Here is a 23,352-nt window from a genome sequence, read left to right as displayed (position 1 = left end):
AAAAGACTGATGATTGATGATATTATAACGGGTATCCCTTTGGGCTTTTTTTTAAGCTTCATGATTGGACCGGTATTTTTTGTACTTCTGGAAACCAGTGTTACAAAAGGCTTTAGAGCTGCAATGACATTTGATCTGGGTGTGATTTTAGGGGATGTGGTTTTTATTTCGATTGCCTATTTCAGTAGTTATCGCCTGATACAAAGTTTAAAAGATGAGCCTGCCTTATTCCTTTTTGGAGGAATTATTATGCTTACCTATGGTGTTATGACCTTTATGAGACTGACAAAAGCAGGTAAAAACCCGATTGATAAGATAGAAGTTGAAATTGTTAAAAAGAATTATTTCAGCTTATTCATAAAAGGATTTTTACTGAATTTTATCAATATTGGAGTATTGGGATTCTGGTTAGCGATCATCCTGACTTTTGGACCTAAACTGGATATGGAACCTTCCAGAATGCTTGTTTTCTTTGCTGCCGTTTTAGCCACTTATTTCCTTACAGATGTTGGAAAAGTATTGCTGGCAAAACAATTGAAAAGCAAACTGACCATTTCCAATATCAATAAGATTAAGAAATCCATTAGTATTGTTTTGATTGTCTTTGGGTTGATCCTTATTTTTCAGGGTTACTTTCCAGGAGAGAAAAAATTGGTAAACGATGCGTTACACAAAATAGAAAAGAAGAATTAACGATAAAAAAATCCTGAGCAATCAGGATTTTTTTTGTTTTATAGCTATTGGAATTGCAGTTCAGATAAGGGCAAAAAAAAAGCTCTCCGGTTAAGGAAAGCTTTTTTGAGGCATCGAGCGGATTCGAACCGCTGTAGGAGCTTTTGCAGAGCCCAGCCTAGCCACTCGGCCACGACGCCAATTTAATTGGATTGCAAATTTACATTTTATTAGCAGTAAAGCAAGTAAATCTTTAGGAAATTTTAATTTTCAAATGTTAACAACGTCAAATTATAAGTTCTACATTTGATGGATTTTAAACAAAAATATTTTAAATGAGAAGATTAGCGTACCTCAAACCCTTGCTTAACTTTCTGGCTATCGGTTTATTAATTACTACCCTAAGCAGGATTATCCTATTTTTTATTTTTAAGGAAAGGGTAATACAGACGGAAAATTACTGGCATATTTTTCCAATTGGACTTCGTATGGATTTGATTTTATTGTGTTATTTGTCGTTACTGCCTTTAGTATTGCTGACATTTGTACCCAATACCTATCGTAAATACAGCAATAAGTTCTTAGGATTTTATTGTATCCTGTTCCTGTTCCTGATTTTATTTATGGAATTGGCCACACCAGATTTTATACATCAGTACGATACACGCCCCAATCGTATTTTCCTGGACTACCTCATCTATCCCCGTGAAGTGGTGGGTATGCTATTAAAAAGTTACCTGGTTTCTATCATTATTACGTTTATCATTTTAGGACTTGCCCTGTATTTTGCCATTAAAAAAGCACCTAAGCTTTTTCATGCTCCGGAATCCGGTTTTAAATATCGGTTGATACTATTTCCATTCGTACTGTTCTTTGTATTTTTTGGAGCACGTTCCAGCCTGACCTCCAAACGGCCAATCAATGCGAGTAATGCTGTTTTCTCTACCGACCAGCTTACCAATTGCCTTGGGCTGAATTCATTTTATACTGTGGCTTTTGCAGCGTATTCACTTAAAAATGAAGGCAACACCAAAATGTATGGTAAGATGGACGCTGATGAAGCAACTGCAAGAGTAAAAAAATATATGGATGTGGCGCCTTCGGATTATACCGATGCTGACCTTCCTTTCCTGCACATTCAAAATCCGGATAGTCTACGGGAACAGCCTTATAATTTGGTGATCTTCCTGCAGGAAAGCCTGGGTGCGGAATATGTAGGTGCTTTAGGCGGTAAGCCACTCACCCCGGAATTTGATAAACTGACCAAAGAAGGATTGTTGTTTACCAACTTATATTGTACCGGAACCCGAAGCGTAAGAGGAATCGAGGCTGTAGTGACCGGTTTCCTGCCTTCTCCTTCCGAAAGTGTCGTAAAGTTGGGTAATTCCCAGCAAGGTTTTTTTACGCTCGCAGATGCGCTTAAACGCAAGGGCTACCAAACGAGTTTTATTTATGGCGGAATGGCGAACTTTGATAACATGGCTTCGTTTTTTAATGGTAATGGTTTTGAAGATATTATCGACCAGGAAGATTTTGACAGTGATGGCGCTAAATATGCTTTTAAAGGCACCTGGGGCTATTCTGATGAAGACCTGGCGGTAAAGGCAAACAACTATTTTAAATCAAAAGGAAACAAACCTTTCTTCTCCCTGATGTTTTCGACTTCCAACCACGAACCGTTTGAATTTCCTGCCGGTCGGATTGCATTGTATGATAAAAAACCAGCAACTGTAAACAATGCGATGAAATATGCTGATTTTGCTATTGGCAAATTCTTTGAACTGGCTAAGAAAGAAGCCTATTTTAAAAATACTATTTTTATTGTCATTGCCGATCATAACACCAGAACCTATGGTAATAACTTGGTACCGGTTAATAAGTTTCATATTCCGGCATTGATTATCGGGCCTCAGGTACCTCAGGGTAAAAAATACAGTAAACTAAGCAGTCAGATTGATATTCCTCCAACCTTATTGGCAATGATAGGGGCACAATTTGAAACGCCTATGGTAGGAAGGAATCTTGCGAAATTACCGGAAGCTACTACAGGAAGATCGATTATGCAATTTAATGATATCAATGCATTCCGGGTGGGCAACCAGGTGATTATCATGCAGCCAAATCTGGAACCGCTACAATTTGAATTGAAAAATGATACGGTATTTGTCCCGGTTAAAGTAGATCCTGAATTGGCAAGGGATGCTTTGGCCCATGTGATCACTGCAGGCAATCTGTATAAAGATGGGAAATATAAACTGCGCGATCCTAAAGCGAAGCGATAAGATACTTTCCAGCATACACTAAAAAGAGACTATTCTACATTTGTGAATAGTCTCTTTTTTTATGAACGATTGCCTCATTGCTATAGGCGTGTATTGAGTTTCTATAGGTGTGTATTATATTTCTATAGGCGTGTATTGAGTTTCTGTAGGTGTGTATTATATTTCTATAGGCGTGTATTGAGTTGCTATAGGTGTGTATTATATTTCTATAGGCGTGTATTGAATTGCTAAATAGGTTTAGTACCAAAAAAAAAGGCTATTACACGATCTGGTGTAATAGCCTTTTTCATGGACTGCTGTTGCAATACGTTATAGCGTACAGGCACAATTGCTGACACCCTGGAAGATATCCAGTCCTAAGGTAATCATGTGTGTTCCTGAATTCATGGAAATAAATTCATTCGTGGTAATTTGGTATGAATAGGCAAAATAGAAACCGGACTTTTTAATTCCGGCCATAGGGCCGATATTCAATGGGGTAAACATCTGATCGTTCAGGAACCTATAGGAAATACCCGCCCAATAATAATCCTCCCCATGACTCATCATCCTTAGTTTTAGATTGACATCGGTAGACGACCTGCCATCACTTTCATAAAGCTGGTAAAATACAGATGGTTCTACTTCCAGGTCAGAGCTTTTGCTTTTAAAAGTATATCCGGTATAAATCTGGTAGTTTCGGAGTGTATTGGGTTCGTTAATCGCAAACTTATCCAGGTTTTTGTTCAGGATATTACTGGCAGCGAAACTAAAATAAAAATCATGGATCCGGTACAAGGCCGAAACATCAAAGTTATGATTTACGATAGCCCGGTTGTTGGTTACGCCGATATCCGGCCCATTGAAGTTTTCGATCTGAATCCGGAATTGGTTCATGTTATAGGATATCCCTAAGGAAAGAAACTGATCGCTGTATTTTTCCAGCATCAGGTGATGAGCAAAGGAAAACTTGGCACCCGATTGTTTTGTATTTCCATTTTTATCATTGTAGAGGAAAACACCAATACCGGAACGATCTTCAATACGCATATCGGCAGCTACCGACTGGTTGTCCGGAGCTCCTTTGATCCCTACCCATTGTGTAAGGCCATTGGCGCGTATCTTGACATTATCCCCTATTCCTGCATAGGAAGGCGAAATCACAAAAGGGCTGTCTGCCAGGTATTGGGTAAACGTAGGAATATTAAGCTCCTGGGCTGAGGCTTTAATCAGGAAGCAAAACAAGATCAGGGTATATATTTTTTTCATTTTATTTCTTAAATATGGAATTGTAATTTTTGATCCTAAAGGCTGACAACTGTCCTGTTTATCAAGAACAGTTGTTGCTTTAGTCCTGCTATCTGTAAATGGTGAAATGTCCGACAAACTCTCTGTCACTACCATCGCCTAAGGTAATTTTATACCAGTAATCGCCTGTAGGAAGTGGGGTACCGTTGTATTGCCCATTCCACTGCTGCCCTTGACGCAATGTGGCTATTTTTCTTCCGTAACGGTCAAAAATCAGCGTATTGATATTCGGGTAATTCTGTGTATTCTGTGGTGACCAGTGGTCGTTGTGATTGTCATCATTTGGCGTAAAGAAATTCGGGATTTCAATATCAACAAATGTCATCGCAATTTCAGCTTTGGCCTGGCAACCGTTCCTGTCGGTTACAATAACCACATACAAAGCAGTATGGTTGATTACGTATACATTGTTCATTCCATTGTCTACTTCATTGAAAGTGTAGGTATAACCTCCTGCACCTCCTGCGGCCACTGCTGTAATCTGGTTTAATCCGGTTTGTGATACGGAAAGCGTTAGTGGGGTTACGGCTATGATTGTAAATGGTACGGTTTGGGAACAGCCTGCTGCATGTACTACCTCAACAGTATGGTTTCCTGGAGCCAGGTTCTGGTATACATTCGTTGTCTGGAAAGTTCCTCCGTCCAGGGCATACGTCACCTGACCGGCTACCGCCTGGTTTACCGTAATTGTAGTGGTGTTATCCACACAATTATACACTACATTCGGAATGGCATTGATGGTGATTGGTTGGTCTAATGTGACATTCATCTGGGTCACACACCCATTGGCATCTTTCACATAAACAGTATACTGCTGCCCTCCTGCCAGTCCATCAAACAAGAACTGATCCTGTACAAATGGGCCATTTGGATTCAGGCTGGTACTGTAAGGCCCTGTCCCTTCGGCTACTTCAATTTCTATAGTTGCATTGGCATCACCACTACAAATTTCCTGCATCAGGTCGAGCACATTCACCTCAAGTGCATTTGGTTCTGTAATTACAATATTCACCAAATGGAAACAACCGATTTGATCTTCAATCCGGATCGTATAGTTTCCTGCCGGAAGATTATCAAATACCGGATTGGTGGTTAATATGTAATCCGGAGAAATAGCGTACTGCAGTACACCTTCTCCACCGGTTGCTGCAACTACAATTTTACCGTTGCTCAGTCCTGCACAGGTTACCTGTGTTTGTGTGGTGTTGTACTTGATAGGCTGGATAACCTTGATGGTTACTGGCAGTGTTTTCGTACAACCATTGCTATGTTGTACTACAATGCTATGATTTCCAACACTCAGGTTGGTAAAGACATTCCCTGATTGGAATGTTCCACCGTCAATGCTGTATTGTACCGCAGCTTCAATAGCTGGATTCACGTGTACCGTTACTGTATTTCCCGGTGCATTTACAGCACAGTTGTATACCAGATCCAGGGATGCCTGCAGGTCTACCGGGTTGTCCAGTGTTACAATTACCGGAATGATACTACAATTGCGCTGATCCCGTATGTAGAATGTATAGGTTTGTCCACCATTCAGGTTATTATACGTCATAAGATTCGGTATAAACGGACCTGTTGGAGACTGACTGGTATAATACGGTGCTGTTCCGCCCGTAGCACTTAAAGTTACCGAAGCATTGTGTGTCCCGATACATACTTCCTGTGTTACACTGGCAATTCCAACGACTAAGGCAGGAGTTTCGGTAATGGTAACTGTAATTGTTTTTTCACAACCAATACCATCACGTGCTTTGACACTATAAGTCCCTGCAACCAAGCCAGTAAATACGTTTGTTGTTCCAAAGTTGAATGCTGGTGAGATAGCATATTGTACGCCGCCATTACCTCCGGTTGCAAAGATGCTGATACTACCTGTAGCGGCACCATTACATACGATGTTGGTATTGGTCGTTACTGCCTGTAGCGGTTGTTTAGCGACAATAATAACCGTGGTGGTCTTCACACAACCATTAGTATGCCTGATGTAAATGGTATGTGATCCTACAGCAAGATTGAAAAACTGGTTGCTATTTTGGTAGGTTACACCATCTAATGAATATTGAACATCATTGACTACAATTGGATTTACAGTAACTGTAATACTATTGCCCGGAAGATTATCGGTACAATTGTAGGTTACCTGTGCTGCTGGAGTTATTGCTACTGCTGTGGCAAAAGTGACAATAGCCTGAGTAATACAATTGTTAGCATCTTTGACATAAACCGTATACGATTGTCCACCGGCAAGGTTTTCAAAGGTAAACTGGTTCGGCACAAATGGCCCTGCTGCATTTAGGCTTGTCGCATACGGTGCTGTTCCGCCGCTTATAGCAATGGTGAAGGAAGCATTTAAAGCTCCTACACACAATTCCTGAACGATACTTGTGGTGGTAATAACCAGTGTTTCCGGTTGTCCAATCACTTCATTTAAAATCAGTTCACATCCGATACCATCTCTTATGAGTACAGTATAGTTACCCGCTGGTAAATTGCTAAATATTGGATTGCTGCCGAAGGTATAATTTGGTGAGATAGCATATTGAAGTGTTCCGGTACCTCCGGTTGCTGTTACGGCTATGCTTCCTGTGGAAGCGCCATTACAGGTTACTGGAGTTACTACTGTAGTGGCCTGTACCGGTTGTTTGGCCTCTATTGTAAAGGAAACCGTTTTGATACAACCATTGGTATGCTGTACCTGAACAGTATGGCCACCTACAGCAACATTGGTAAAGACATTGCTATTTTGGTAAGTTCCACCATCCAATGCATAGGTTACTGCCCCTGCTACTGCCGGGTTTACAGTGATTGCCACTGTATTCTCCGGACTATTATTGGTGCACTGGTAAGTGATATCCGCAACAGGCTGGATAGCTACCGCTGCATCCAGTGTGACATCAATTTGTGCCAGACAGTTGTTCGCATCTTTGACATATACCGTATAGGTTTGTCCACCAGTAAGGTTGGCAAAGGTAAACTGGCCAAGAACATAGGTTCCTGTTGCTTCCAGACTGGTACTGTATGGTGCTGTTCCGCCTGTTATAGCAATAGTAAAGGTAGCATTCGCATCTCCAACACACAATTCCTGAACAATAGTGGTGGTTGTGATGGCCATTGTTTCCGGCTGCCCGATCACTTCGTTTAAGCTCAGTTCACATCCGATACTATCTTTTATGAGGACAGTATAGTTACCCGCTGGTAAATCAGTAAATGCAGGATTGCTGCCAAAGGTATAATTTGGTGAGATAGCATATTGAAGTGTTCCGGTACCTCCGGTTGCTGTTATAGCGATACTTCCTGTGGAAGCGCCATTACAGGTTACTGGTGTTACGACTGTTGTGGCCTGTACTGGTTGTTTGGCTTCTACTGTAAAGGAAACCGTTTTGATACAACCATTGGTATGCTGTACCTGAACAGTATGGTTTCCAACAGCAACACTGTTAAAAATATTGCTATTTTGGTAACTTCCACCATCCAATGCATAGGTAACGGCTCCTACTACTGCCGGGTTTACAGTGATTGTCACAGTATTCTCCGGACTATTATTGTTACACTGGTAAGTGATATCGGCTACGGGCTGAATAGTTACAGCTGCATCCAGTGTGACATCAATTTGTGCCAGACAGTTATTCGCATCTTTTACATAAACTGTATAGGTTTGCCCTCCGGTAAGTCCGGTAAAAGTAAGCTGATCGAGTACATACGGACCTGCTGCTTCCAGACTCGTACTGTAGGGTGCTGTTCCGCCTGTAATAGCGACACTAATTGTAGCATTGGCATCATCGGTACACAATTCCTGTGTTACCGTATCTAAAGTTGCTACTAAGAGATCTGGTTCTGTAACAGTAGCATTCACAGTGGTTTCACATCCGATCGTATCCCGGATGAGTACTGTATAATTTCCTGCTGCCAGATTTTCGAATACTGGGTTATCACTCATTATATAATCGGGAGCGATACCATACTGTACTATTCCTGTACCTCCTGTCGCAGTAATTGCTATTGCTCCTGTTGCAGTACCATTACAGGTGGCATTAGTAACAGTTGTTGTAGCCTGTACCGGAAGTTTCTCTTCTATTTCGATCGTGGTTGTTTTAATACAGCCGTTTGTATGTTGTACAGAGATAATATGTGTTCCCGGAGCTACATTTGTGAAGGTATTCCCCGGCTGATAATCATTAGCATCCATAGCATATTGTACCTCATTGAGAACTTCAGCATTTACGGAAACCGTTACGATATTCCCTGGTACATTGTCAGTACAGTTGTAAACAATGGTTGCTGATGGAATAACTTCTACAGGGGCGTCTAAGGTTACAAATAGCCCTGTCTCACAACCGTGGGCATCTTTTATTAGGATAAAATACCCGAGTCCTCCGGTAAGATTGTTGAATACCAGTTGATCCTGTATGTAATTATCAGGCGTATTAAAGCTGGTACTGTACGGAGCGGTTCCACCAGTTATGGCAATAGTAATGCTTCCATTTCCATCATTGACACACAATTCCTGTGTAACTGAAGCTACTTCGGCCTGAAGTTCATCTGGTTCTCCAATCGTGATGGATAGCAGTTCAAAACAGCCTGCCTGATCTTGTACAATAACCTGGTAATTACCCGGTGCAAGCCCTGTAAATACATTATTGTTTACAAATTGATCCAAATGTGGCGTTATAGCATATTGAATAATGCCTGTTCCACCAGAAGCTTCTAATGTTACCGTACCATCCAAAAGGCCATGACAGGTTACATCAGTAGTATTTATTGGTACTACAACAGTAAGCGGTAATGGATCGGTGATAGGGATCAATGCGGATTTAGCATAACAATCGCCACTATTTACGGCGATGTAGTAATTGCCTGCCACTAATCCGGAGAAGAAACCTGATGATTGTGGGCCAGCAATAACGGTATTGTTAGCATCTAATAATGAATATTGATAGTTGCCTAAGCCTCCGGTTGCATTGGAAGTAATTGTAGCTGTAGCTCCACCAAAACAATTGATATGGGCGCCACTTAAATCAAGATTCAATAACAGTGGTTGAACCGGATCTATGGTCAGTGCATTGGTGAGTACTGCTGTACATCCGTTTGCATCTTTGACATAAAACTGATAGGTGCCTGCTGTAACCGGATAATTTACAGTTCCGTTATAGGTGCTTCCATCAGTGCTATACTGATATGGTGCTGTTCCTCCTGTAGCAGCAATAGTGATGATTGCCGGATTGTTACAGGTAATGGAAGTCGTCAGCGATAGATTTCCGACCAATGGTTGTGGTTGTGTAATCGTCTGGATTGGTGTAGTGATATCACAATTCCATCCGTCTGTAATAGTGATGCTGTATATTCCGGCACCTAATCCTGTAAAGGCAGGACTGTTTTGAATGCCTGAACTGCTTACGATAGTCGTTCCTGTGGCATCATAGGTGTTCAGGATATAAGCATAAGTTCCCTGGCCTCCGGTTACATTGATAGCAGTTATAACGGCATTGGCCTGGCCATAACAATTGACCGCAGTTACGGATGCTGAAATGGATGCTGAAATTACCGTTGGTTGTATCAGTTCAATAGTATCCGTAACGGTACAATTGCCTGCATCACGAACCGCTATAGTATACTGGCCTGCGGATAATCCTGTGAAGTTATTATTCGCTGCATAATCCTGAATGGTAATTCCTGTTGTGGTGTTAACCAATTGGTACATATAGGTACCCCATCCACCGGATGCCAATGCTGCAATACCACCCTGATTGTTCAGGCAGGTTACATTAGCCGTGGCTGTAAGGCCTATACTCAGGGCTTCGGCAGGGGAACCAATGGTCACGGTATTGGACAATGCACTACAATAAGGTGTGCCTGTCGCAATTACGGATACGGTAGTGTTTCCCGCAGCAAGTCCAGTAATGAGCAATGGATTTGCTGCTGTAGTACTGGAACCATTTACAGTTTGACCATTCGTATTGGTTACGGTATAGTCATAAGGGCCTGTATAATCATTTACCGTAATGCTCAGGGCACCATCATGAGTACCAAAACAGGTGACTGCAGTGATGGCTGTTGCCGTTACATTGATTGTATTTACAATTCCTACTTCATACGTTAGCGTGGTCACATAACAGCCGGTAACGGTATCGTTAATCTGGAATGTATAATTTCCAGGAGCAGTTAAAGCAAAATCAGGATCTGGCTGAGGTGTTCCGGATGGTAATAATTGGTAGGTAAAAGTACCTGATCCTCCGGTTACGGTAATATGCACTAATTCATCATTGGTACAGGTAAGGGCTGTAACCTGATCTACACTGCTGTTTGTGATTACCGGCAGCGGATCAATACTTACGGTAGTAACCGCAATACACCCATTGGCATCTTTCACACTTACGTTGATGGTTTGTTGTGCCGCTGTATCTGCAATCGTAAATGTATTAAATTCAAAATAAGCCTCGCCATTAATGCTATAGGTATACGGCAAAGTACCTTCCTGCGCTATAATAGTAAGCAAAGATGTTGTTGGACTATTTGCCGTAGTACAACCAAAAGCTGTTGCCGTAGCTGTCGCGGTAAGTTCCAAAGGCTGGGTCACCGTTATTGGCTGGGTCAGTGTACAAAGCTTTCCTGAAGTAACGATTATATCGTAAGTTCCTGCAATCAACCCGGTAAATAAAGGATTGGTTTGCGGCGTTCCGCCATTGATGCTAAAGGTATAATCGGGATTATCATTAGCAGGATCTAATGTAATGGCAATGCTTCCGTTATTGCCTCCAAAACAACTTACCGCTGTTGGTGTGGCAGAGAAAAGAACTGGCGTTGGGGCTTCAAGTTCCTGTGTTATACTGTGAGTACAATTGGTCACGGTATCCAATACGCTAAAGGTGTAGATTCCGGCCTGTGTCAGATTGGTGAAGATTCCGTCAGTGTTGGTAGCAGTTGTGGTTCCGTCAGGGTAGACCACGGTATACTGTAAAGCAGCTGATCCGCCTACAGGGGTAATGGTTACTGCTCCTCCCGGATTGACAGTGCCACACTGAATAGGTTTAACAATAGTAACTGTCTGCCCTAAAGCTTCATAGAATGTTACTGGCCCTAGAGGCATCATACAGTTCCATTGGTCACTGATGATTACGGTATACACTCCGGCACCCAGATTGGTAAAAAGTGTTTCCGTTTGTGGATCACCTACCGGTGTACCGTCGAGTACCAATTGATAACTGTAATTGCTACCCTGTCCTCCAGCGGTATTGAGTACTTCCAGCTGGCCTTGGATCCCGGTGCAATTTTGTTGTACGATGTGTAGCGTACCGGTGATTGGATCCGGATTCGCCAAAAGGATATCCGTAATTTTTACAGCACATCCATTTTGATCCTGAATCCATACCTGATAATTTCCAGGGGCTAAATTCTCCCATAGTGTTGCTGTGGTATACTCCGCTGCAACCGGAGTGCTTGTCCCCGCATAATAGGTATACTCACCCCATCCCCCTTCGGCACTAATGGTAATCGTTCCATCATTACCCAGGCAGGTTATGGCTGTAAAATCTGCTCCTCCTGTCAAAGGGCCCAATGCTGGTGCCGCAATAAAGAAGGGTTCCTCCTGGTTACAATATGGGGTATTGTTTAATGTGATTTTTACATAATAATCCCCTACTGGTAAATACTGTATCGGGGTTGGGCCGTTATTGGCCTGTGTTCCTGCAATACCTGTTGTCGTAGTATCACTATGGAATATCTCCCAGTTGAATGGGCCGTTATATACCGGATCGCTTATCGCAAAAGTTAGGGCACCGGTAGCTGTACCTGCACAGATAACTTCGTTGATTTTAGTGACCGTAATGTCAAATGTATTTGGATTTGCTACAACATGAGTGACATACAGTATACAGCCTGTTATTTTGTTCCGGACTGTAAAGGTGTAGCTTCCTATTGTGAGCGCAGTGAAAACATTAGAATCCTGCCATGTGGTACCATCGATGCTGTATTCAAGATCCGTGGTGCTTGCCAATGACGTTTGTACATCGATACGGATTGTTTCACCGGTAGCACAGGTTATCGTACTGGTCACTACAACCTCAGCAGAAACCAATGCATTGTATCCTGGAATAGTAACCGTTTGTGTACCCAGACAACTCTTCGTATCATATACTTTGATGAGGATGACTCCCCCGGCTGTATTGGTCGAAATGTAGTGTGGGTTAGTACCAGTCTGGAGTATCGTTCCGCCACTACTAAATTCGTAAATAGTATAAGTACCCGTTCCTCCTGTTATTAAAGCCGGATCAATCGTGATCACTGCATTTTCAACGGTATTTCCGGTAGCACACTGGAAACCGGATAGTGCAATGGCTGCAGGGCTAATCACAATTGGATCTGGTGTAGGTACTGTAAATGTTTGTGTTAAAGTACAGTTTTTACCGGAAGTCACCTTGATGTTGTGTGAGCCGGCTGTCAATCCTGAAAAGAAAGGATTATTTTGTAATGCGCCGCCATCAATCGCATATTGGTAAGCAGGATTATCGTTGGCTGTGGTATCTAAATGTACGGTAATGGTACCATCATTGCCACCGGCACAACTTACAGCTGTTGCTGTTGCTGTAAACGTTACGGGTGTTGGTGTATTTAAAACTGCTGGGATACTGGTCGTACAATTGGTGGTAAGATCAGAAATGACCACGGTATAATTACCCGGTGCTAATCCTGTGAAAAGCGAAGCGGTTCCTACAGGAACGGTCATAGGGCCTTGTAGTTCATAGCGGTAGTTTGGTTGCAGTGAACCGCCTATGGCTGTCACTGAAATACTGCCATTGTTCTCACCACAGGTAGGTTGTACAATGGTTGGTGCGCTGCCATTCAAAGGCGGATATACGGTAATATTTACAGTATTTCCACAACCATTGGCATCTGTTATGGTCACGCTATGGCTTCCAGAACTTAGATTTGTATAAGTGAATGTTGCGGCGGACTGGGTTACAGGGGCTCCATTATCCAGGCTGAAATTATACGGTGCTATTCCATTTGCAATGCGGTTAACCTGGATGGTGAAATTGGTATCGGCTGCAGTACACTGATTCGGTACTGTGGCCGAAATGAATGGTGCCGGATCGGTTGGCAGCAAGATCGGCGTAGCGGCACGGATGCAATTATTGGCATCTTTAACATAGGCGGTATAACTACCACCATCGGCGTTGAATACACTGGATGTCGTTCCGGCCCAGGTTGCAAGTGTTGGTGCTGTACTGCCGGTAGGCAATACCATGTACTGATAAGGTGCCGTACCTTGTTGTGCCGTTACTGTAATTTGTCCTGCTTTGACGTTACAATTATCATTTTTAGTAATTGTTGCCTTAACGATTAAAGGATCGGTCGACTGTGCAATACTAAAATAACCGGTAGCGCTGGTACAACCTGAAGTAGGTCCACCGATCTGGGTGAATTTAATATAATAGTTACCCGGTGCCAGTGTGGCAAAATTGTTTACGGTGACCGAAGTACCACTAACGTTAGAAGATCCTACGCTACTTTGTGGTGTATTTTGCTGCGCTTTAAAGATCTGATATTCTACAGCCGTTGTTCCTGCAGACCAGTTGCTGAACGTAAATGAAACATTTCCGTCTGCATTGCCTACACAGCTAACATTTGTCGGAGTAGGAACAGAAACTACTAAAGAAGATAAAGTTGGTATAGGGCTTTCTGCTTCCTGGTAATAATAACAATGTGTCGTTTCATCATAGACGATGAAACTGTATAATACGCCCGGAGTCAAACCTTCGAAGATGGCACTTAAACCACCGTCTCCCGTTCCCGGTTGATATGTTGGCCCCGGATAAGTCGGTACAGGATTCGTGCTGTAAATTGAAAAGTAAAATGGGCCGGGGCTGATGATGGCACTTCCTACTGTTACTTTCACATTGCCTTCGGTACAGGTTACGGTTCCCGGTACAGCGGTAATGGCCAGCGAGTTTGGAGGCGAGGCAATCCTGATGTTAGGAACTATAGTCACACAACCATTGGCATCGGTCACAGAAATTTTATAAATTCCGAATTCCAAAATGTCAAAGGTATGATTGGTTGCAGTTGTTGGCCCGAATGAAGGCAGGATTTCACCATTGTCATTGTACAAATGATAGGTATACTGACCCGTTCCTCCGGCTACACCCGTAATATTGATCTTTCCTTTGATGATGGCTTCGTTTACACCATCACAAATGATATTTTCCTCATCATGCGCATAGGTAATAGGATTTGGTTCTGCAATAGTAATTGTTTTGGTTGCCGGACAGGAATTGATGTCTGTTATGGTAACAAGATAAGTTCCTTTTGGAAGCCCTGATGTCTGATTGCCATAATTTACGCCTGTAGTTGTATTTACTACACTAATCGTTACTGCGGAAGAAGCGGTATAGCTGAGTTGGATTTCAGCATCTGCTCCACCGGCACATAAAATCGGTTTAATTTGTGTCACCGAATTGAGTACAGGGAGCACCAATACCGGTACTGTGGTGGTAGACGTTTGGATGATACAGCCTTTGGCATCGGTAATCTGGAAGGTATAGGTTCCTGCAAGCAGTGCGGGATACACAAAATTACTTCCTGTAAATGCAGTCAAAGTACCATAATCGGCTCCATTAAAGGAGACCTGGTATTTATAAGGGGCTGTCCCACCCGCTACTGAAACTGTGATAGAGGCATTTGGCGATGGACTACAATCTAATGTTTTTGTAAGTATGGCACCGGACGTTAATTGCTCTGCTATTGTCTGTGAGACGGTAGTTGTACAGCCATAGCTGTCTTTGACAGTTACGGTATATAAACCTGGAATTAGGTTGGAAAAAGTAGCCTCATTTTGTGGTGACTGCCCGTTAAGGCTATACGTATAAGGTGCTACTCCTCCGGTAACATCAATCGTAATGCTGGCTTTATCAGCATCATAACAAATATCCGAACTGTTGCTGATCGTTGCCACCGGAGCATTTGGTTCGCTGATGATAAACGTTTTTGTTGTGGTACAGCCATTGGTATCGGTTACTTTAACCGTGTAGGTACCTACGATCGTCAGTCCTGTAAACAAGCCGCTGTTCTGAGGTGCCGTTACTGTAGTCCCGTTAGGATAGGTAAGCAGGTACTGGTAATTTCCAGAGCCACCAGTTCCTAAAGCAGTCACTGTGCCTGCCACAAGACAGGTCTTTGGTGTAGGTGTAACGGTAAGTGCTATCGCATTAGGTTGTGTCAGTGTTTGCGTTAGTGTTTTAATACAGGAATCAGCATTGGTTCCTTTTACTAAGATGGTAGTGTTTCCTGCCGGTAATCCGGTAATTGTAAATGGGGAAGCCGTAGGGGCAGGAATCCAGGTTGTACCGTTATTCAGGCTATAAAAATAAGGGCCGAAATTCTGGGCCTGTACTGTTACAGCACCATCGGCAGCAGCGTTACAACTGATATTCTGGCTTCCTGTTATGGTAGCGGTGAAGGCTGTATTCGTAATTACTACCGGTGTGGTGATCGTCGTTCCACAGATTTCCGGTACCTGTGTTACTTTGATATCGTCTACCGCAAGGTCATTCCCATCTGTTACGGTCGAATTTGTCCGTAAAACTAATTTTAAAGAGGTATTGCTTCCCGGATTTAGGCTGACGACATAATTATTCCATAATTCATTATTTGGGATTTGTCCGGTGTTCAATTGCTGTACTACGGTTCCTCCCGTAGTGACCAATTGAATTACAATATCCGGTTTTCCTTTGTTGGTATAGGATCGCATCAGGTTCAATCCCCATAGCGAGACAATTACGTTTTGATTTGGAATGATCTGGTTGATAGGTTTCTCATAAATTATTCCACCAAGTCCAGCTACACCACCAATATTTACTACCAGCATTCTGCCGTTGAGGTCTCCGGTATGATCGGGTAATACGACCCAGTCTCCGTAAGCCGGTTGTATTTTTTTGGTTACACAGTATTCCCCATCATTAATCATTTGATCCGAACCACAGGGGTTGGTACCGTCCTGGGGTTCATAACAATAGGTACTGCTAATATTAGAAATTGACGTATTTGCTCCCGTACCAAATGTTTCCAGTAATAAATTACTTGGTGTTGGAGGTGTCGCAGCGCCATAGGTAGTCGTAATGTTATGTGGTCCTGCCGCTACATTGTTGAAGATATTGCTTGTAGGAGGAACATTGGGTACACCGTCTAAACTGTACGTATAAGTAAAAGCAGTACTACCGGCATTTACAGTAATGTTGGATGTTCCGTTGCAATTAGGAACTACTGTTGTAGTTATTACAGGTGCAGGCAGGTTGGCATTTACGGTTACCGTCATCGGGTAAATACATCCATTAGCATCTTTAATATACACGGTATGAGTGCCTACCGGAAGGTTTCCGATATTGCTGTTACCATAGGTTGTTCCATTGAAACTATAGGTGTACGGCAATACGCCACCTTCAGCATTGGTAATCCGTACTTCCGTCAATCCACCTGTAGTATCACAACTACTGTCACGGGATATACCGGCAGAGGCTGTAAGTGAAAAAGGCGGTTGGGTGATGGTTATTATTTTGGTCACGATACAATTCTGGCTGTCTTTCACACGGATCGTGTAAGTTCCTGCGCCTAAATTGGTAAAACTATTGCTGGTACCTGTTACAGTGGTGTTGTTCAGGCTATAGGTATAAACGGAAGATCCGCCTGTTGCAGTAACTGTGATAGAACCTGTGGCGCTGCCATAACATAAGATGTTGGTATGCGTTTCGGTTACAACAATGGGTGCATTTTTAGTGATTGTAATGGGGAATGAGGCTTCACATCCAATAGCATCTTTTACCCAAACCATATAATTCCCAACTCCGGTGATGGAAGTTGGAATGGTAGTGCTGTATGTTTTTGTTCCGGAAGGAAGGGTTTGTACGGCATATTGTTTAGTCCCGCTACCACCTGATGTTGTAACGTTTATGGTAGCAGCAGTGCCACAGGTTGGAATGTTTTGGGCAGTTACACCAATTGTCAAAGCGGGAGCAATTACCTGAGTGACGGTTGTGCTGCATCCGTTAGCTCCGGTTACTTTTATGGTATAGGTTCCTGCCGTGGTAATAAGGAAACTATTTGTACTTACCGGTGTAGCATTATTGATGCTATAGGTATACGGAGTTGTTCCACCAGTTGCAGTTACTATTATGGTCGCCTGATTGGTGGTGTCATAACATAAATCAGAACCGGTGCTTATGGTAGCGGTAGGTGCTGTAGCGGCAGTTAAAGCAAAGGTGCCTGTAGCTACACATCCGTTAGCATCTTTTACTTTTACTGTATACGTTCCGGTTTGTGTAAGGTTGTTAAATACAGCTCCATTTTGATATCCTACTACTGTAGCATTCGGCAAAGTAAGCTGATAGGTATAACCACCCCATCCCCCTGTCGCATTAACAGTAACACTGCCATTGGCAGTACAGCCTATAGCGGTAACAGTAGTAGTCAATGCCAATGCCGTAGCCGGTTTTGTAATAGTGACGAAAGCCGTTGCAGTACATTGGGTACTATTGTCTTTAACAATAACGGTATGCGTTCCCGCTGCAAGATTGGTTAACGGAATTGTAGGATTGGTTTGGTTGTTTATGGCTGTTCCGCCATTGATTGTATAAGAATAGGTGGTTGCAAATCCACTTACGTTGAAAGTAGCAGCACCATCGGCAGCAGTAAAACAAGTCACATTATTGTCTACAGCGCCTGTAACTTGTATTGGTACAATAGACGCAATAAAGTAGTCCTCGGAATAAGTACACCCTTTGGCATCGGTTACTTTAAACGTATAGGTTCCGGCTGTAAGATTAGTGAAAACATTATTGTTGCCATTGGCTACAGCTGTTGGCGCTGTAATAGCATATGTAAAAGGAGTATTTCCACCCACAACAGTTACGGTTACAGTACTGACTAATGTAGGGCAGGTAATGGCTGTTTTAGCAAATGTAAGATCGGTAGGCGGATTTAGCGGTACGAGGACAAGGGCATTGGTTTCGGTTGTACAGCCTTTGGCATCTTTAATTTTGATGGTATATGTTCCATTGGTCAATCCTGTAAAAACGGAAGCATTCCCAAAGGTGATTCCATCGATACTGTACTGGTAAGGCGTAGTCCCTCCCTGTACCGATCCTGCAACAATTCCGATACTCCCTGTTGTTGTACAGGTATAAGCCTGTACGATTTGGGCTTGTCCGGTAAGTGCGGATAAAGGTTGTGTAATTGTATAGGTAGCCGTAACAGGACAACTGATCGTACCCCGCACCTGATTCATTACGATACTGTAATCTCCTGGTGCCAGATTGGTAAAAGAACCGGTTGTATTGCTTGCAATGATGGTTTGTGCGGCATCTAATAAATCATAAGATAAAGTATAGCCATTTGTATTTCCAATGGTATATTGAATAGCGCCATTGGCAGCTCCAAAGCAGCTTACATTGGTAACCAAAGGCGTATAGGTAGCATTCGGCTGTGCTGAAATGGTCACCGGATTGGACAATACACTACAGTTATTGGCATCACTGACCGTAAACACATAGAGACCTTCCCGACCTGGTTCAATTTCAAATACAGCGGCGTTTTGGTAGTTTTCCGAAGCGGGATTTTGCAATACGCCGTTATAGCTGTAAATCGCGTATAAATATTGTGGCAATCCTGCAGCAGCGGTAAGTTCAATAGTACCGGATACACAGGAAACCGATTGTGTAACCGCTGCCGTAAGACTCATATTACGATAGTCGGTAATTACTGCGGTATCGGTATAGGAACACCCATCGGCTGTTGTTACCGTGATCGTATAATTTCCGGGATTCAATCCTGTAAAGGTATAGTCATTGTCAATAACCGGCCCGGAAGTATTGCTGCTGGTACCTGAGATAGAATAGTAGTATTGCGGTGCTGCATTGGCAGGCTGAAGACGGATACTTCCCAAACCATTACAGGTTGCATTTTTTATTATTTTGGTTACTGTAAAAGGAGTATTGGTGATTCCAATTTGCGGAATGGTATAGATACAGCCACCCACAACACCGATTTGCCTTATTAGCACATCATAAGAACCGGACTGGTTGATGATAAAATTTGGATTGTTCTGGTAAGGATATACAATGGCTTCGTTGGCGTGGTTAACCAGCTGAAACTCGTAGGTATCCGGAAGGTTAGTCACCCTGATAGCTCCGGGAGTATTACAAATCAGCGGCTTAAATTCATAATGTGGATCTAAGAGATTGGCATAGACATTAAAATAAAAACGATTAAAACAGCCGTTTTCATAATTAATCACCAATCGGTACTGCCCGGCTGTGGTTACATTATAATTTTGCCCTGTTGCTTGTTGTGCCCAGGTACAGGTTGAATTTTTATTGGCACAATCCTCCGGGGTTATTGCCGGACAACTGGCTTCATTCAGCTTTTCCCAAACGATGCTTGTCGCCCCACTAATGTTGAGGTTAAGCAATTTAGAATCGTTGATACCACATAAAAATATATTAGGAAGCAGTTCACCATTATTAGGGCATTCTACAACGGTACTTGCAAAAGGAATAATTGGATTGGCCTGGTTGGTTCCGAATAATGTTACGTTAAAATGTTCAATGATATTATTGAAGCAGGGTGCGGCTGGCGTATCATGAACGGTATAGATACCCGGCGTATTCACGATCAGGGTTTGTGAGTTGCCTATTACAGCACCGCTGGCATTGGTCCATTGGTACGAAGCATAGCCGCCGGCTGCGGTTAATGTAGCCTGTGCACCACATAAAAGCACATCCATATCATAAACACAGCTATCCACGTTAACAAGGAAGTTGGCAGGTCCCTGATAGCCGAATCCACAATTATCCAAACCAACGGAGCTCGGGCTATCCGAAATTATAATATTGTTTAAGATACCGGTATAGGTCGCGAAAGCCTGGTTCTGGATAAAATTCGAACAGGCATTTTTTAATTCTTTACAGGTTGTGGCTACCCGTACCCTAAGTTTGATAGTATAAACAGGTTTGCCTACTTGTACTAACACGTCCGGAATGGTAAAATGCAATTGACTGGTTACTGGATTCGAGGTATAGGATACACCAGGCGCTTCGACTAAATTCACATCAATAAGGCTGGTATTGATGGGCAGGATATCATCAATGACAAAATTATGTCCGGCATCATTCCCTGTATTTTGGAAACGGATTACATAATCCAGATAGTCCCCCAGCCCAACATTGGCTCCGGCAATATCATTCCCGGCAATATCATGTACTGTTTTTACAAGCTTGATTTCCGGTTCGATGATTTCAACACTCAGGGCATTGAAAAACATAAAATAGGTATCTCCGGTAGACACAAGCCTTAAAGTAGCTGCTGTGGAATTGTTGGGCAGTACTTCATTATTGATGTTTTTAATGCTAACAATATCCGAATCATATCCCAAGGTATTCACACTGGACGGATTTCGCCCTATTGTAGCCACGTTATCAACCGTAACACTACTATTAAAGAAATTATTGCTTGGGTTTAAATCATTTCCTAAAGCAGAAAAATTAGCAGCTGTAGCCCCTTTAAACTGTAATTGATCCCCCGTAATTTTATTATCACCTTCTAAGGCAGCAGCAGCCAGTTTTGCATTTACAGGGAAAGGGGCAGGTAAAGTATTAAATCCGGAATAATTGATATCCAAGGTACCAAGACCTGAATTTACACCAGCAAAACCATCATAGGATGTAATATATTTCCCGGGTAATTTTGGGTTTTCATAGACAAAAAAGATGTTCCATCCCCCGGAAACACCACCACTGATATCGCCTTCAGTACTACGGACATCAGCGACAGTATAAACCCCTTCCGGATTGCTGAGATTCTTTACATAGTCTGTAATATCAGCATAACAGGCATAGGGACTGTTGGAAACAAAGGACGTATTGTAAAAACCATCAAAGATCTTCTCTCCGGTGATTTCGATGTAATTTCCTGTAGGTAATTTTAATTTTATTTTATTAAAATCATTATCGCGGGTTCCCGTTCCCGTTCCATTAGTGTTTCCTATTTTATACCGATAGGTAGCAGACCAGTATAGTCCGGCATAGACGATTTTGGTACAGGCAGGATCAATGGTAGACGGATAGGTGAGTGTAGCGGTACTGGAACTGAACGTCGAATTATCATTATCGACGTCAATATAACGCATGTCTAGATTATCGTTATTAGAAGATTGTGTACCTACTGCGTTATAGGCATTATTAGGGCTTTGATTGTTGGTTTTTCGATTGACAATATTATTCGCAATCATAGTCATATCCCCTTTCAGGTTTTTCTGATAGCGGATGCTAAAGGGTACTGCCTGTTGTGCAGAGAGTAATACTGTAAATAATAGTAGGGAAACAGTAAGTAGTTTTTTTGTAAAAGTAAGGTGGGGAAGCTTATTCATTTTTTTAATTAGTGTTTATACTCAAAATCCATATCGGGCCGAAATAAGTATTGTCTACGTTGGAATAATAAGAGATCAGGGCCTCTTTCCAAACATGGAATTTTCTGAGGTATACATATCTATAATTGTTTTTGGGGTTGATAAAATAATTTGTTTTGAGGCCTTTACGCTCCATTTCTGCTATAAATTCATCGGCGTGCACCTGGCTTGAAAAGACATTGGTAATGATATAATACCCGGATTCCATATCCTGGATGCTCATTTTATTGCCCTTCTGGACAATTTCCCGTTTCAGTTTGGTTTTTTTCGCATAATAGGCCCGGATTTCCTCCTCCGTTTCGAGGTTTTTCTCTGTACTATTTATAGGGACTGTACCTGCTATAGGCTTGGAGGCAACAGCAGGATCATTGGCCTTTTGTGTTTTTTCGGCTGCTTTTTCATTGATTTTTTTTACTGTAGCAGTAACAGCAGTTGTTGCATTTTCAGCTTCCAGTTTCGCAACATAATTTTTCAGGTTTGCTAATCGGTTATCGAAATCTTCCCGTACGAGTTTTTCAATGGAATCCTGCTGGATGATCATATCCAGGAGGTGGTGGTTTTTCTTATCGAGTGATTTTTTAAGGGTTTGAATCGCTTCCAGGCGTTCCATGTCATCCTGAAACGTTTCCTGTGCGGCCGTTCTTTTAATCTTTAGGCTGTCACTTTTACTAAGGGCTTCAAAAGGGCCTCTCATTTCGGTTCCTCTTGATTCCGGTAGTAACGTTCCTTTTTTGGGTTTTATAGAAAAAACCATATTGATTTCATGTGTGGGGCCTAAATTGGAAAGGGCGTCCCTCATTCCTTTTTCATAAACATACCCTAAAGAAAGCTTTTGGGTGATGTGGAAACCGGCTCCCACTGCAATACCATAAAGGCCGTCATAACCTACCTGTGCCCATCCGAGTTTTGGAAAATCGACCAGTAGTGAAGCACCATAATAGAATTCATCTTCAAATTGTTGCCTTCCCCGAAGCATTGCGGTAACATCACCAGCTTCAAACATCCCGTGTGCAGTGGTGAGTTTATGGGTATACATCAAATGCCCGGAAATGGATTTTTGTGAATATTCTTTTGCCGAACGGCTTGATTTAAAATCATAATCGACCATGTTTTCAGCATACAAGCCCAGATCGAATTGTTTATAATTCAGGTTAATTCCCGGATTTAAAGTAAGCAATGAATATTTGTCCATTTGCATCAGATAAGGATCCGGTTGCTCTGCGGCAATTTTACTATGATCAATACCACTGTTGTAATAGCTGAGGTTAAAACCAAGGGTCAGGTTCATGTCTGCGGCCAGCTGTACATTGTAAGCATAATTGGCAATACCTCCAAAATTAGAAAGTATGCCTAATTCCTGTTTGAACAATCCGATCCCCAAGCCGGAATTTTCTGTGAATGCACCGGAATAACTCAGCATATAGAATTTGGGTGAATTATCAAACTGTGTCCACTGGCTTCGGTGGTACATTGAAATATGGGTGTTGTTTTCCCGTACAAAGGAGAAAGTAGGATTCTGCAGAAATCGGTTATAGACTAAAGCATTTTGGGAAGGTACGGTAAAGGTCAGGGCAGGAGCTTCCTGTGCCTGTGCCTTAAAAAGACAGAACAATGTGAATAGCGGGAATAAATAAATGTATTTTTTTACCATTCGTA

General features: G+C 42.4%; 5 protein-coding genes and 1 tRNA gene. 2 read left to right on the top strand and 4 right to left on the bottom strand.

Annotation, left to right across the window (positions count from 1 at the left end; genetic code table 11):
* The first annotated feature begins 9 nt into the window (after positions 1-9).
* Positions 10-693, top strand: a complete 684-nt coding sequence (locus FK004_RS04500; protein ID WP_108736185.1) for a LysE family translocator — start codon at positions 10-12, stop codon at positions 691-693.
* A gap of 108 nt (positions 694-801) precedes the next feature.
* On the opposite strand, the gene FK004_RS04495 is transcribed toward FK004_RS04500, so the two are convergent.
* Positions 802-872, bottom strand: a tRNA-Cys gene (locus FK004_RS04495).
* A gap of 135 nt (positions 873-1,007) precedes the next feature.
* On the opposite strand from FK004_RS04495, the gene FK004_RS04490 reads away from it, so the two are divergent.
* Positions 1,008-2,954, top strand: coding sequence for an LTA synthase family protein (locus FK004_RS04490; RefSeq protein ID WP_108736184.1), 1,947 nt, complete (start codon positions 1,008-1,010; stop codon positions 2,952-2,954).
* A gap of 309 nt (positions 2,955-3,263) precedes the next feature.
* Here FK004_RS04490 and FK004_RS04485 read toward each other — a convergent pair whose 3' ends face one another.
* The 3 genes from FK004_RS04485 to FK004_RS04475 form a co-directional block, all read right to left on the bottom strand.
* The gene (locus tag FK004_RS04485) at positions 3,264-4,202 is read right to left on the bottom strand and encodes a PorP/SprF family type IX secretion system membrane protein (RefSeq protein WP_108738748.1); all 939 of its coding nucleotides are present in this window, start codon (positions 4,200-4,202) and stop codon (positions 3,264-3,266) included.
* An 88-nt stretch (positions 4,203-4,290) separates the two neighbouring features.
* Entirely contained in the window at positions 4,291-21,657 is a 17,367-nt protein-coding gene (locus tag FK004_RS04480; RefSeq protein WP_108736183.1) for a T9SS type B sorting domain-containing protein, read from the bottom strand.
* 4 nt (positions 21,658-21,661) lie between these two features.
* Positions 21,662-23,347, bottom strand: a complete 1,686-nt coding sequence (locus FK004_RS04475; RefSeq protein WP_108736182.1) for a PorP/SprF family type IX secretion system membrane protein — start codon at positions 23,345-23,347, stop codon at positions 21,662-21,664.
* Between the last annotated feature and the right edge of the window lie 5 nt (positions 23,348-23,352).

The organism is Flavobacterium kingsejongi (assembly GCF_003076475.1).
In the GTDB taxonomy this organism is placed as follows: domain Bacteria; phylum Bacteroidota; class Bacteroidia; order Flavobacteriales; family Flavobacteriaceae; genus Flavobacterium; species Flavobacterium kingsejongi.
Note: the sequence above shows the minus strand (reverse complement) of the source record. Positions and strands in the feature narration are given on the sequence as shown.